General features: G+C 52.8%; 14 protein-coding genes. 12 read left to right on the forward strand and 2 right to left on the reverse strand.

The window, feature by feature from the left end:
- Positions 1-6: 6 nt before the first annotated feature.
- Entirely contained in the window at positions 7-432 is a 426-nt protein-coding gene (gene uspC, locus CWM66_RS10525; protein WP_007371547.1) for a universal stress protein UspC, read from the reverse strand.
- Positions 433-1,209: 777 nt separating this feature from the next.
- On the opposite strand from uspC, the gene flhD reads away from it, so the two are divergent.
- From flhD to cheZ, 12 genes are all read left to right on the forward strand, one after another.
- Complete coding sequence (gene flhD / locus CWM66_RS10530; RefSeq protein WP_007371548.1) at positions 1,210-1,560, forward strand: flagellar transcriptional regulator FlhD; 351 nt, start codon at positions 1,210-1,212, stop codon at positions 1,558-1,560.
- Positions 1,561-1,562: 2 nt separating this feature from the next.
- Positions 1,563-2,141 (forward strand): flagellar transcriptional regulator FlhC, encoded by a 579-nt coding sequence (gene flhC / locus CWM66_RS10535; protein WP_007371549.1) that lies wholly within the window; start codon positions 1,563-1,565, stop codon positions 2,139-2,141.
- A 125-nt stretch (positions 2,142-2,266) separates the two neighbouring features.
- Positions 2,267-3,154, forward strand: a complete 888-nt coding sequence (gene motA / locus CWM66_RS10540; protein WP_007371550.1) for a flagellar motor stator protein MotA — start codon at positions 2,267-2,269, stop codon at positions 3,152-3,154.
- Positions 3,151-4,110, forward strand: coding sequence for a flagellar motor protein MotB (gene motB, locus CWM66_RS10545; RefSeq protein WP_007371551.1), 960 nt, complete (start codon positions 3,151-3,153; stop codon positions 4,108-4,110). The genes motA and motB overlap by 4 nt, the downstream gene beginning before the upstream one ends.
- A gap of 4 nt (positions 4,111-4,114) precedes the next feature.
- Entirely contained in the window at positions 4,115-6,163 is a 2,049-nt protein-coding gene (gene cheA / locus CWM66_RS10550) for a chemotaxis protein CheA (RefSeq protein WP_071920983.1), read from the forward strand.
- Between the two features lie 20 nt (positions 6,164-6,183).
- Entirely contained in the window at positions 6,184-6,687 is a 504-nt protein-coding gene (gene cheW, locus CWM66_RS10555) for a chemotaxis protein CheW (RefSeq protein WP_007371553.1), read from the forward strand.
- 375 nt (positions 6,688-7,062) lie between these two features.
- Positions 7,063-8,727 (forward strand): methyl-accepting chemotaxis protein II, encoded by a 1,665-nt coding sequence (gene tar, locus CWM66_RS10560; protein WP_007371555.1) that lies wholly within the window; start codon positions 7,063-7,065, stop codon positions 8,725-8,727.
- Between the two features lie 42 nt (positions 8,728-8,769).
- Entirely contained in the window at positions 8,770-10,368 is a 1,599-nt protein-coding gene (gene tap, locus CWM66_RS10565) for a methyl-accepting chemotaxis protein IV (RefSeq protein WP_107146623.1), read from the forward strand.
- A 24-nt stretch (positions 10,369-10,392) separates the two neighbouring features.
- Entirely contained in the window at positions 10,393-11,262 is an 870-nt protein-coding gene (gene cheR / locus CWM66_RS10570; RefSeq protein ID WP_007371557.1) for a protein-glutamate O-methyltransferase CheR, read from the forward strand.
- Complete coding sequence (locus tag CWM66_RS10575; protein ID WP_007371558.1) at positions 11,259-12,308, forward strand: chemotaxis response regulator protein-glutamate methylesterase; 1,050 nt, start codon at positions 11,259-11,261, stop codon at positions 12,306-12,308. The genes cheR and CWM66_RS10575 overlap by 4 nt, the downstream gene beginning before the upstream one ends.
- Positions 12,309-12,325: 17 nt before the next feature.
- The gene (gene cheY / locus CWM66_RS10580; RefSeq protein ID WP_007371559.1) at positions 12,326-12,715 is read left to right on the forward strand and encodes a chemotaxis response regulator CheY; all 390 of its coding nucleotides are present in this window, start codon (positions 12,326-12,328) and stop codon (positions 12,713-12,715) included.
- Between the two features lie 10 nt (positions 12,716-12,725).
- On the forward strand, positions 12,726-13,370 hold the full coding sequence (cheZ, locus tag CWM66_RS10585; protein WP_007371560.1) for a protein phosphatase CheZ: 645 nt from the start codon (positions 12,726-12,728) through the stop codon (positions 13,368-13,370).
- An 81-nt stretch (positions 13,371-13,451) separates the two neighbouring features.
- Here the strand turns inward: cheZ and CWM66_RS10590 are convergent, their stop codons facing one another.
- Complete coding sequence (locus tag CWM66_RS10590) at positions 13,452-14,102, reverse strand: CPBP family intramembrane glutamic endopeptidase (protein ID WP_199200040.1); 651 nt, start codon at positions 14,100-14,102, stop codon at positions 13,452-13,454.
- Positions 14,103-14,244 lie beyond the last annotated feature (142 nt).

Genomic DNA, 14,244 nt, shown 5'->3' on the forward strand with positions numbered 1-14,244 from the left:
AGCGCTTCACGCTCCTAAAGGCACCAATAAAACATCCACTTCACTGGCATGAACGATGCTCTTTGCCGCACACGCTGCGCGGGCGAGGAACGTTTGATTGTGATTGCCGCAGACCACTAAATCGATGCCCTGTGTACGGCAGGTATGCAGAATATGTTCGCTTAATGCGCCTGATGCGATGAGCGCCTGCTCGATAGGGTATCCGGCCTCGCTAATGAGTTGATCCAGAAATTGTTGCGTCTCTTCCTGCAACACTTCACGGACATTTTCCATCATCGGAGCGGCAAGCTGGTTATAGAGTTCAGGATCGGAAGCTAAGGTAATAAGGGAGATGCGGGCATTGAAAGGGCGGGCAATATCAATGGCTTTGGCCAGTAAACGCCGGCTTTCGGGCGTCACCGCAACAGCGACCAGAAGATGAGCATATTGCATTTCTCACTCTCCACGACAAATCAATTTTTTCTCACCATTACTCTGTTTCTGAACTCAGTGCAACCCAGGATTATTGCGGGGATGTGAAGGTTATCATAAATATTCATTAATTATTCTTATGCTAAGACTTTAATGCATATTCCTGCATTTAACCGATTTTAAAATCTTATCTAAAATTTAAAGAATTTAAGATCAAATTGTTAAACTATCAATCATAATGACTAACAATTTTGAAATGATTGCCCATAGTAATTAATTAGCGACCCTGAAAGCTTAATTTGTTGTTTTATATGCTTTTTTGATTGTATATCTGCAATAGAAACGTTTTGGTAACGATGAATGTTGCAAAACGTCACTCCTCAGACCAGTTGATGGCTGGAGCCGCAGTTTTGCATGAGTATTCGGCCAAATGGAATAAAAAAAGCGACTGACAGAACAAAAAAGCATCAAATCACAAGCGGGACTGATAGATTTATTACCCATAATCCGTTAAATTTTGTGACGCAGATCACAAAAATTTCAAATTTTTGTCCGGGTCAGATTGTATGTGTCAGCACCTACGAGTACAGTTGCGTCGAATTAGGAAAAATCTTAGTTCTTTGTAAGAAATGATTAAGCGCGTATCAAGGCCATTACATTTGAGCGAAGTGCCGCGAGTGCGAGATCCTAAGTCAGTTATGCATTTAGCCTTTCTTTTTTATACCGGTTTTTTCCGGCGACATCACGGGGTGCGGCTCAGCCGCATAAGATACAAGTTGGTTATTCGGGATGGGAAAAATGCATACATCCGAGTTGCTGAAACATGTGTATGACATTAACTTGTCGTATTTGCTTCTTGCTCAGCGTTTGATTAGCCAGGACAAAGCGTCCGCAATGTTCCGTCTTGGCATTAACGAAGAGATGGCGAACACACTGGGTGAATTAACCCTTCCACAAATGGTGAAACTGGCTGAAACCAATCAGCTTATCTGCCAGTTCCGTTTTGACAATCACCAGACTATTACTCGTCTGACCCAGGAATCACGCGTGGATGATTTACAGCAAGTCCACACCGGGATTTTACTTTCAACCCGCCTGCTGAATGAGTCTTCACAGACCGGCGATGCGGCAAGAAAGAAAAGGGCTTAACCATGGGCGAGAAAAGCATTGTTCAGGAAGCCCGCGATATTCAGTTAGCAATGGAACTGATTTCGCTGGGTGCACGTTTACAGATGCTGGAGAGTGAGACACAGCTTAGTCGTGGTCGTCTTATTAAACTCTACAAAGAGTTACGTGGTAGCCCGCCGCCTAAAGGCATGCTGCCATTCTCCACTGACTGGTTTATGACCTGGGAGCAGAATATTCATGCGTCCATGTTCTGTAACGCCTGGCAGTTTTTGTTAAAAACAGGCCTGTGCAGCGGCGTTGATGCAGTCATCAAAGCGTACAAACTCTATCTGGAACAATGCCCTCATAACGATGATGGGCCGCTGCTGGCGCTGACTCGCGCCTGGACACTGGTTCGTTTCGTGGAAAGCGGAATGCTGGAGTTGTCTCGCTGTAATTGCTGTGACGGTAATTTTATTACGCACGCACACCAGCCTGTTGGTAGCTTTGCCTGTAGTTTATGCCAGCCGCCGTCCCGCGCGGTAAAAAGACGTAAACTTTCCCGGGATGCTGCCGATATTATTCCACAACTGCTGGATGAACAGATCGAACAGGCTGTTTGACCGAAACAGGTGGAAAACACTCCAGCAGCGGTGCAGTAATGCCGCTGCTTTTTTTTGCCTGAAATTCGGTTTAACCCTCTGAAATGTTTATCCCGAGCCTTAGTCATTAGCAGAAGGATGATGTCGTGCTTATCGTATTAGGTTACCTGGTTGTTCTTGGTGCAGTCTTTGGCGGTTATATGATGACCGGCGGAGAACTTGGGGCACTTTATCAACCGTCTGAACTGATCATCATCGGTGGCGCGGGGGTAGGTGCATTCATCGTTGGTAACAATGGCAAAGCGATCAAAGGTACGATGAAAGCCATGCCTTTGCTGTTTCGTCGTTCGAAATACACCAAAAGCATGTATATGGATTTGCTGGCTCTGCTTTACCGCCTGATGGCGAAATCGCGTCAGCAAGGGATGTTCTCGCTCGAAAGAGATATTGAGAATCCGAAAGAGAGCGAAATTTTCGCCAGCTATCCACGTATTCTTGCGGATGCGACGATGCTTGAATTTATTGTCGATTATCTGCGCCTGATCATCAGCGGCAACATGAACACCTTTGAAATTGAAGCGCTGATGGACGAAGAGATCGAAACGCACGAAAGCGAAGCCGAAGTGCCGGCAAATGCGCTGGCGATGGTGGGCGATTCGCTGCCCGCGTTCGGTATCGTTGCGGCGGTGATGGGGGTGGTGCACGCGCTGGCCTCCGCCGATCGTCCGGCGGCTGAACTCGGTGCGCTGATTGCACATGCGATGGTGGGAACCTTCCTCGGCATCCTGTTGGCGTACGGTTTTATCTCCCCGCTGGCCAGCGTTCTACGCCAGAAGAGTGCGGAAACCGCCAAAATGATGCAGTGCGTCAAGATCACCTTGCTGTCGAATCTTAACGGTTATGCACCGCCAATTGCGGTCGAGTTTGGTCGTAAAACGCTGTACTCCAGCGAACGTCCGTCGTTTATCGAACTGGATGAACACGTCCGTGCGGTCAGAAATCCTAACCAACAGACCACGACCGAGGACGCATGAAAAACCAGTCCCATCCGATCGTCGTAGTCAGACGAAAAAAACATAAAGGTCATGGCGGTGGAGCGCACGGCTCCTGGAAGATTGCCTACGCCGACTTTATGACGGCGATGATGGCGTTCTTCCTGGTGATGTGGTTGATCTCCATCTCCAGCCCGAAAGAACTTATTCAGATTGCGGAGTATTTCCGTACGCCGTTAGCAACCGCAATTACGGGTGGGCAGCGAATTTCAAACAGCGAAAGCCCGATTCCGGGCGGTGGCGATGACTACACACAGCAACAGGGCGAAGTGCAAAAACAGCCCAATATTGACGATTTGAAAAAACGCATGGAGCAGTCGCGGCTGAGTAAGTTGCGTGGCGATCTGGATCAGTTAATCGAAGCCGATCCCAAACTGCGCGCGCTGCGTCCGCACCTGAAAATCGATCTGGTGCAGGAAGGGTTGCGTATTCAGATTATCGACAGCCAGAACCGGCCGATGTTTAAAACCGGCAGCGCGGAAGTCGAACCTTATATGCGCGATATTTTGCGTGCTATTGCGCCAGTACTGAATGGCATCCCTAACAAAGTGAGCCTTTCGGGCCACACCGATGATTTCCCTTACGCCAATGGCGAAAGAGGGTACAGCAACTGGGAACTTTCCGCCGATCGTGCAAACGCATCGCGCCGTGAGCTGGTTGCCGGTGGGCTGGATAATGGCAAAATTCTTCGGGTTGTAGGTATGGCGGCAACAATGCGCCTTGCGGACAGAGGTCCGAATGAAGCAATCAACCGCCGAATCAGTCTTTTGGTACTCAACAAACAGACTGAAGAAGCCATTCTGCATGAGAATGCCGAAAGCGAGAGTGCGCCAATAAGCGCGATTACACAGCCAGAACCTGCGGTCGGAGCAGCACCTGCATCCACACCGGCGGCTCCGGCAACAGTTCCCACATCGCCACAAGCCAATCCGAGGTGATAGCGTGAGCATGGATATTAGTGATTTTTATCAGACATTCTTCGATGAGGCCGACGAGTTGTTGGCTGATATGGAACAACATTTGCTGGATCTGGTGCCTGAAGCGCCGGATTCGGAACAGCTCAACGCCATCTTTCGTGCGGCGCACTCTATTAAAGGAGGCGCAGGTACATTTGGTTTTACCATCCTGCAGGAAACCACACACCTGATGGAGAACCTGCTTGATGAGGCCCGGCGTGGCGAAATGCAGCTTAACACCGACATTATCAACCTGTTTTTGGAAACCAAAGATATTATGCAGGAACAGCTCGACGCTTATAAAAGCTCGCAAGAGCCAGACGCCGCCAGCTTTGAATATATCTGCAATGCCCTGCGCCAACTGGCGCTGGAAGCAAAAGGAGAGGTCGTTGCTGCCCCTGCAAATGGTGCAAAACTCTCCGTTGTGGATACTGCGCTGGAGTCCGAAACCGCTGCTGCGCCAGCTGCCGAAAGCGACGGCAAACTGCGCATCGTCCTGTCTCGCCTGAAAGAGAGCGAAGTTGCACTGCTGGAAGAAGAGTTGGGTAACCTCGGAACGTTGAGCGACGTAGTGAAGGGGACTGATACCCTGAGCGTGACGCTTGATGGCGGCGTCAGCGAAGACGATATTATCGCGGTATTGTGCTTCGTCATCGAAGCCGATCAAATTGCGTTCGAAAAACCCACCGCAGAGACAGCCCCCGCGCCTGCAGCAGTTGAAGCGGTTGCGCAAGTGGTTGAAGCGCCAGCGCCTGTTGCGGTTCCGGCGGAGAAACCAGCGGCTCCGGCGCTGAAAGCGGTCGCGAAAGAACAACCGGCAGCTCGTGAAAAACCGGCGCGTGCCAGCGAATCAACCAGTATCCGTGTGGCGGTTGAAAAAGTTGACCAGCTAATTAACCTGGTCGGCGAACTGGTGATCACCCAGTCGATGCTGGCTCAGCGCTCCAATGAGCTGGATCCGGTCACACACGGCGATCTGATCACCAGCATGAGCCAGTTGCAGCGCAACGCTCGTGACCTGCAGGAATCGGTGATGTCCATCCGTATGATGCCGATGGAATATGTCTTTAGCCGCTTCCCGCGTCTGGTGCGCGATCTGGCGAGCAAGCTGGATAAACAGGTTGAACTGACTCTGCAAGGTAGCTCGACGGAACTGGATAAGAGCCTGATCGAGCGCATCATTGACCCGTTAACGCACCTGGTGCGTAACAGCCTCGACCACGGTATTGAAACCCCACAAAAACGTGTCGAAGCCGGTAAATCGCCTATCGGTAACCTGATTCTTTCGGCGGAACACCAGGGCGGAAATATCTGCATCGAAGTGACTGACGACGGTGCTGGTCTTAACCGCGAGCGTATCCTGGCGAAAGCGATTTCGCAGGGAATGGCGGTCAACGAAAACATGACCGATGAAGAAGTCGGCATGCTGATTTTTGCCCCGGGCTTCTCAACCGCAGAGCAGGTTACCGACGTTTCCGGCCGCGGCGTGGGCATGGACGTGGTAAAACGTAACATCCAGGAAATGGGTGGCCACGTTGAAATAAAATCCAAACAAGGCTCTGGCACGACGATTCGTATCCTGCTGCCGCTGACGCTGGCAATCCTCGACGGGATGTCAGTAAAAGTGAACAACGAAGTCTTCATTCTGCCGCTGAACGCGGTGATGGAGTCGCTGCAACCGCGTGAAGAAGATCTGCATCCGCTGGCCGGTGGTGAGCGCGTACTGGAAGTACGTGGTGAATACCTGCCGCTGGTTGAGTTGTGGAAAGTGTTTGACGTGATGGGGGCGAAAACTGAGGCCACGCAGGGGATTGTCGTTATTCTGCAGAGCGCAGGTCGTCGCTATGCGCTGCTGGTTGATCAGTTGATCGGTCAGCACCAGGTTGTGGTGAAAAACCTGGAAAGCAACTATCGCAAAGTGCCGGGTATTTCTGCCGCCACCATCCTGGGCGATGGTAGTGTTGCGCTGATCGTGGATGTGTCAGCGTTGCAGGGGTTGAATCGTGAACATCGTATGGCGCACACAGCCGCCTGATTAAGTAGAAGGTATAAAACATGACCGGTATGAGTAATGTAGCAAAACTGGCTGGCGAGCCGTCAGGACAGGAATTCCTGGTATTCACTCTGGGCGATGAAGAGTACGGCATCGATATTCTCAAAGTGCAGGAAATTCGTGGCTACGATCAGGTGACCCGTATCGCCAATACCCCGGACTTTATCAAAGGCGTGACCAACCTGCGTGGCGTGATCGTGCCGATTGTTGACCTGCGCGTGAAGTTCAGCCAGGGCGACGTCGAGTATGATGACAACACCGTGGTTATCGTCCTGAATCTGGGACAGCGTGTGGTTGGCATCGTAGTGGATGGTGTCTCTGATGTGCTTTCCCTGGCATCGGACCAGATCCGCCCGGCGCCGGAATTCGCCGTCACCCTGTCCACCGAATACCTGACCGGCCTCGGTGCGCTTGGCGACCGGATGCTGATTCTGGTGAACATTGAAAAACTGCTCAACAGCGAAGAGATGGCGCTGCTGGACATCGCGGCAACGCACGTCGCGTAACCGCCATACAAGAGCGGATGACTCACCGGTCATCCGCTTTTTTTATACACTTTTTTGTCGGTTATTTTGTTTATCCTTCATTACCACTGGACAACGCGTCCAATTCTTCTAATTCGTTATTTTTACTGACAAAAAATACCTCTTTTACATAGTCGTTTGTTTTGCGATTTCTCAGTCATTAAACCGCTATCGGTGCGACATTAACGTTAACTGACTGCACCTTACAACGCAGACCACGCCGCTGCAGGAAAGATCGAGTGATACCCTGACCGCGAACATTGCATTTCAAGTTACTATTTAATTCCCTTTCGCAAATGTAAAGTTCCCTGGCCGCATGCCGATAACACCATTAAGAACATATCGAAAAGGTGTTGCATGTTGAACCGTATCCGCGTCGTTACTCTGCTGATGAGTGTGCTGGCAGTGTTTGCCCTGTTGCAGCTCGTATCCGGGGGACTTTTTTTCTCTTCCCTTAAGCAAAACCAGCAGAGTTTTGCTGCTTCTAATGACCTGCGTATGCAACAAACTGAACTGGGAAAAGCCTGGGAATTAATGCTGCAAACGCGCATCAACCTGAGCCGCTCGTCGGCGCGTATGTTGCTCGACCCAGGCAACCAGCAGAGCAGCGCCAAAACCGACCTGTTGAACAGCGCGAAAGCCTCGCTGGCGGAAGCAGCAAAACATTACGACGCCTTTCATAACATGCCATCGCTGCCGGAAATGGATGCGGCGCGGCAGGCGCTGGATGAGAAATATCGTACCTATAATGCTGCGTTGACGGAGCTGGTTCAGTTTCTGGAGAGCGGCAATATCAACGCCTTTATGGCGCAACCGACTCAAGGGATGCAAAACGCCCTCGGTGACGCGATGGCAAAATATGCTGCACTGAGCGACAGCCTCTACCGTAATGCCTGGGAGCAGAGCGTCAGCGATTACACCTTTGCGAAATGGCAGATGGCGGTTCTGGCGCTGGCCTTGCTGATTGTACTGACCGGCGTCTGGTATGGGATCCGCCGTATTCTGTTGTCGCCATTGTCATCGGTCATCGCTCATATCCGCGAAATCGCGGGCGGTAACCTGACGCATACACTGACGATTGCCGGTCGCAGCGAAATGACCGAACTGGCGCAAAGCGTCGATCATATGCAGAACGCGTTAATCGATACCGTTACCAATGTGCGCCAGGGTTCGGATGCCATTTACTCCGGCACCAGCGAAATTGCTGCCGGAAATAACGATCTCTCCTCGCGTACTGAAGAACAAGCCTCGGCGCTGGAGCAGACCGCTGCCAGCATGGAAGAGTTGACGGCGACGGTTAAGCAGAACGCTGACAACGCCCGTCAGGCTTCGCTGCTGGCGCAAAGTGCGTCGGAAACCGCCGAGCGCGGCGGTAAAGTCGTCGATGGCGTGGTGAAAACCATGCACGATATCGCCACCAGTTCGCAGAAGATCGCTGACATTATTGGTGTGATTGACGGTATTGCCTTCCAGACCAATATCCTGGCGCTGAACGCGGCAGTAGAAGCGGCGCGCGCCGGCGAGCAGGGGCGCGGCTTTGCCGTTGTTGCCGGTGAAGTTCGTAATCTGGCCAGCCGCAGTGCCCAGGCGGCGAAAGAGATTAAAACCTTAATTGAAGATTCTGTTTCCCGCGTGGATACCGGCTCAGTGCTTGTAGAGAGTGCCGGTGAAACCATGTCGGACATTGTTAACGCCGTCACGCGTGTTAACGACATCATGGGTGAGATCGCCTCGGCATCGGACGAACAGAGCCGTGGCATCGATCAGGTTGCGCTGGCGGTATCCGAGATGGATCGCGTCACGCAACAGAATGCGTCACTGGTACAACAATCGGCAGCCGCAGCCGCTGCCTTAGAAGAACAAGCCAGTCGATTGACGATGGCGGTATCTGCTTTCCGCCTTTCTTCTGTATCCGGCAAACCGGCGCAGCGTGCCTTAACTCCGGCAGCAGGCAGCGCTAAGACCCCGGCGCGGAGTCGCCAACTTGCAACCGGACAAGAAGATAACTGGGAAACATTTTAGCAGTTCTTAACCGCGGACATTTTTCCGCCAGATGGGGCGTTAATGTTTAATCGTATTCGTATCTCGACAACACTTTTTTTGATTTTGATTGTGTGTGGCATTTTGCAGGTCGGCAGTAACGGATTGTCCTTCTGGGCTTTTAAACAAAGCACATCGCATTTACAGGAAGTAGCGAACAGCAACCATCAACGCAGCGCGCTGATGCAAATTCGGGCCACGCTGCTTGAAGCGAGCACATTGCTGAATAAAGCGGGTACGCTCACGGCATTAAGTTATCCGCCGGATGATATTAAAGCTCTGATGACACGGGCAAAAGCCAGCCTGAAGCTGGCAGATGAGAAAGAGAAAGAGTTTCTGGGCATTGCCGCAATAACGCCTGTGGGGCAGAAATTGCAGGACGGGACGAAAGCGACGTATGCCGCATGGCGCAGCGATCTGGAGCATCAGGCCACCTGGCTTGAAAATAACCAGCTATCAGATTTTATGACCGCGCCGGTGAAGGAGTCGCAGGACCAGTTTGACGCGAATTTTAACGCGTGGGAAAAGCACATTAACGAGTTTGCCGAGCAGGCACGGCAGGACAGCGAAAGTAATTATCACCGTTCGGCGGCCATTTTTATTGCGGTGGTGATCCTTGCGGCGCTGATTACCAGCATCGCGCTGTTCTGGTCGCGCAAGATGATTGTTCAGCCGCTGGCGATTATCAGCAGCCACTTTGACAGCATCGCAGCAGGCAATTTGGCGCAGCCGATTGCCGTTTATGGGCGTAATGAAATTTCGGCGATCTTCGCCAGCCTGAAAAAAATGCAGGCAGCGCTGCGTACTACGGTCAGCGATGTTCGGCAGGGCAGTTATGCTATGCATACCGGTATTTCGGAGATTGCTTCAGGCAACAATGATTTATCGGCGCGCACTGAACAGCAGGCCGCTTCGCTGGCGCAAACCGCAGCCAGCATGGAGCAGTTGACCGCGACGGTCGGGCAGAACGCCGACAACGCGCGTCAGGCTTCCGGTCTGGCGCAGAGCGCGGCGGAAACCGCGAGAAAAGGCGGGCAGCAAACCACCAGCGTGGCGAGTACCATGCAGGAGATTGCCGGCAGCTCGCAAAAAATCGGCGATATCATCAGCGTGATTGATGGCATCGCGTTTCAGACCAATATCCTCGCGCTGAACGCCGCAGTGGAAGCGGCGCGTGCGGGCGAGCAGGGCCGGGGATTTGCCGTGGTGGCAGGGGAAGTGCGTAACCTGGCCAGCCGCAGCGCCCAGGCGGCAAAAGAGATTAAAGGTCTGATTGAAGAGTCAGTATCCCGTGTTCAGCAGGGTTCAGCGCTGGTGGATACCGCCGCGCAGACGATGACGGAAATCGTCCGCTCGGTGACGCAGGTCAACGACATTATGGGCGAAATTGCCTCTGCGTCGGATGAACAGCGTCGTGGCATTGAGCAGGTTGCGCTGGCGGTCAGCCAGATGGATCAGGTCACACAGCAGAACGCGGCGCTGGTAGAAGAGGCCGCTTCCGCGACCGATCAACTGGCAAACCAGGCGGATAACCTGACCTCGTTAGTGGCTGTATTTAAGATTGAAGAGCACATTGCATTACCCGAAGTGGCACCGCCCAAAGCCGTGCCTGCTGCATCCTGAAATTAACCTGGTTGAGAAGGCGCTATGACATCATCACTGCCCACAGGGCAAACGTCATCAATACTGCAACAGATGACACAGCGCCTGGCGCTGTCCGATGCGCATTTCCGTCGGATATGTCAATTGATCTACCAGCGTGCGGGGATCGTTCTTGCGGACCATAAACGCGACATGGTGTACAACCGCCTTGTTCGCCGTTTACGCACGCTGGGGTTGGATGATTTTGGTCGCTATCTGAGCATGCTCGAAGCGAACCAGAACAGCGCCGAGTGGCAAGCGTTTATCAACTCGCTGACCACCAATCTCACCGCATTTTTCCGGGAAGCGCATCACTTTCCGGTACTGGCTGAGCATGCGCGTAAGCGCACGGGTGAATACCGCGTATGGAGTGCCGCGGCCTCTACCGGCGAAGAACCTTACTCGCTGGCGATTACTCTTGCCGATGCGCTGGGCATGGCGCCGGGTCGCTGGAAAGTGTTTGCCAGCGATATCGACACCGAAGTGCTGGAAAAAGCACGCAGCGGTATTTATCGCCAGGACGAGTTGAAGACCCTCTCGCCACAGCAGATGCAACGCTATTTTATGCGTGGAACCGGCCCGCATGCCGGGCTGGTACGTGTACGGCAAGAACTGGCGAATTACGTCGAATTCACCACGGTGAACCTGCTGGATAAGCAGTACAACGTGCCGGGGCCTTTTGACGCAATTTTTTGCCGTAACGTAATGATTTATTTTGATAAAACGACGCAACAGGACATTCTGCATCGTTTTGCTCCGCTGCTTAAGCCGGACGGATTACTGTTTGCCGGGCATTCGGAGAACTTCAGCAACCTCGTGCGCGAGTTCAGCCTCCGTGGGCAGACTGTTTATGCGCTGAGTAAGGATAAAGCATGAGTAAAATCAGGGTGTTGTCCGTCGATGATTCCGCATTGATGCGCCAGATCATGACAGAAATTATCAATAGCCACAGCGATATGGAGATGGTGGCGACGGCGCCAGACCCGTTGGTCGCCCGGGATCTAATCAAAAAATTCAACCCGGATGTCTTAACGCTGGATGTAGAAATGCCACGCATGGATGGGTTGGATTTTCTTGAGAAATTAATGCGTCTGCGGCCAATGCCGGTGGTGATGGTTTCCTCGCTGACCGGTAAAGGCTCGGAAGTGACGCTGCGTGCGCTGGAGCTGGGGGCGATTGATTTCGTCACCAAACCGCAAATCGGCATTCGTGAAGGCATGCTGGCCTACAGCGAAATGATTGCTGAGAAAGTGCGCACCGCTTCGCGTGCGCGTATTGCTGCGCATAAAACGATGGAAGCGCCGGCGCTGCTGAAGGCTGGCCCGCTGCTCAGCTCGGAAAAATTGCTGGTCATTGGGGCGTCAACCGGAGGAACAGAGGCAATTCGTCATGTACTCCAGCCATTGCCGCTCTCAAGTCCGGGTATTCTAATCACTCAGCATATGCCGCCGGGCTTTACCCGCTCATTTGCTGAGCGTTTGAACAAGCTCTGCCAGATCAGCGTCAAGGAAGCGGAAGATGGTGAGCGCGTTCTGCCGGGACACGCGTATATTGCTCCGGGCGATAAGCATATGGAGCTCGCGCGTAGCGGGGCAAACTATCAGATTAAGATCCACGATGGACCGCCAGTTAACCGGCACCGTCCGTCGGTGGACGTACTGTTTCATTCGGTCGCGAAACATGCGGGGCGCAACGCCGTAGGCGTGATCCTTACGGGGATGGGCAACGATGGCGCGGCGGGAATGTTAGCAATGTACCAGGCGGGAGCCTGGACCATCGCGCAAAACGAAGCAAGTTGTGTGGTGTTCGGCATGCCGCGTGAGGCCATCAATATGGGTGGCGTCAGCGAAGTGGTCGATCTTAGCCAGGTAAGCCAGCAGATGCTGGCGAAAATCAGTGCCGGACAGGCAATACGTATTTGAACCAGGAGTAATTTTTTATGGCGGATAAAGAGCTTAAGTTTTTGGTTGTGGATGACTTTTCCACCATGCGTCGCATTGTGCGCAACCTGCTGAAAGAGCTGGGATTCAACAACGTCGAAGAGGCGGAAGACGGTGTTGATGCGCTGAACAAATTGCAGACCGGTGGTTTTGGTTTTGTCATCTCCGACTGGAACATGCCAAATATGGATGGTCTGGAACTGCTGAAGACCATCCGTGCCGATAGCAACATGGCTTCCATGCCGGTGCTGATGGTGACGGCTGAAGCGAAAAAAGAGAACATCATTGCGGCGGCGCAGGCTGGTGCAAGTGGCTACGTGGTGAAACCGTTCACCGCAGCCACCCTGGAAGAGAAGCTCGGTAAGATCTTCGAGAAACTTGGCATGTGAGGACCGGACTATGTTGCAACCTTCAATAAAACCTTCTGAAGAGCATTCTCCCAGCGACATTATTGCCCGCATCGGTAGCCTGACGCGCATGCTGCGCGATAGTCTGCGCGAGTTGGGCCTGGATCAAGCGATTGCCGAAGCAGCGGAAGCGATTCCGGATGCGCGCGATCGCCTGGATTATGTGGTCCAGATGACGGCGCAGGCCGCCGAGCGCGCGCTGAACAGCGTGGAAGCCTCTCAGCCTCACCAGGATGAGATGGAAAAAAATTCAAAAGCGCTGAGCAAGCGCTGGGACGAGTGGTTCGAGAACCCAATTGAACTGGCAGACGCCCGTGAACTGGTGACTGATACCCGCAAGTTCCTCGGTGAAATTCCGGGTCATACCAGCTTCACCAACGCCCAGTTGTTGGACATCATGATGGCGCAGGATTTCCAGGATCTTACCGGTCAGGTGATCAAGCGCATGATGGACGTTATCCAGGAGATCGAACGCCAGTTGCTGATGGTGCTGCTGGAAAACATCCCGGAGCAGTCTGCGCGCCCGAAACGCGAAAACGACAGCCTGCTCAATGGCCCTCAGCTCGACGCCACCAAAGCGGGCGTGGTGGCAAGCCAGGACCAGGTGGACGACCTGCTGGACAGCCTCGGCTTCTGATTTGTCGGCACATTCACCTTCAGACAGCCTGAAGGTGAAGTCAGCGAACCCACGAAAAAGGGAAGGGAAACCTTCCTTTTTTTATTGCAGGAAGATATCGCCCACTGCGAAGAGATTCGACAGCGCATGCAGCACTATTGGTATCAGCAGCCCGCCTGTCCCGAGCCGGACAACACACAACAGCGCAGAAAAAATAAACAACTGAATAAAGGTGAGCGGCGCCTGATATTGCATATGAATGGCGGCAAACAATAAAGATGTCAGCACAATACCGACTTGTTGCGGCACTTTTCCCCATCCCAGGCTGGCATTGAGCAAAAAGCCGCGAAAAATAATCTCTTCACTCACCGGGGCTATCAGACAGGCGGTGAATACCCACGCCCAACGGGTTAACCCCGTATACCCTTCCAGGGAGTCCAGCCACGGCTCAGGCTGCTGGAACAGCTTTTCCATTACCAGCATCGCCAGCAGCGCCAGCAGCGGCGCGGCAAGGTTTTGCCACGCCAGCGTGCCGAAAGGCAGCAGCCCGTCATAGTGCCTTCCGTAATAACGCCACAGCAGCAACGAGCAGGGGAGCAACAGGGCGCCATGCAGAAACGGGCCGTCAAGGCCATTTTGGTAAAGACGCATAAAACCCGGAATGAAAATAGCGAAATAGAACAGGCTGTAATAGATAACAAACGCCGCGATGCACACCGCAGTATGCGATGTTCGGTCCGATTGTGCTGGCATAAAAAGTCACGTCCGTGCAGGGTTATATGCGAAGTCGACCATTATAAAGGAGATTACCTGCAATTCTGTTCAGTCGTTAACAATCAGGACAGGCCGACAAAAAACGGTGTTTAGGCAGGATTTTTCACAGGGTATTGCTGTT

Origin of the sequence: Kosakonia sp. H7A (genome assembly GCF_003028445.1) — a bacterium.
GTDB lineage: Bacteria > Pseudomonadota > Gammaproteobacteria > Enterobacterales > Enterobacteriaceae > Kosakonia > Kosakonia radicincitans.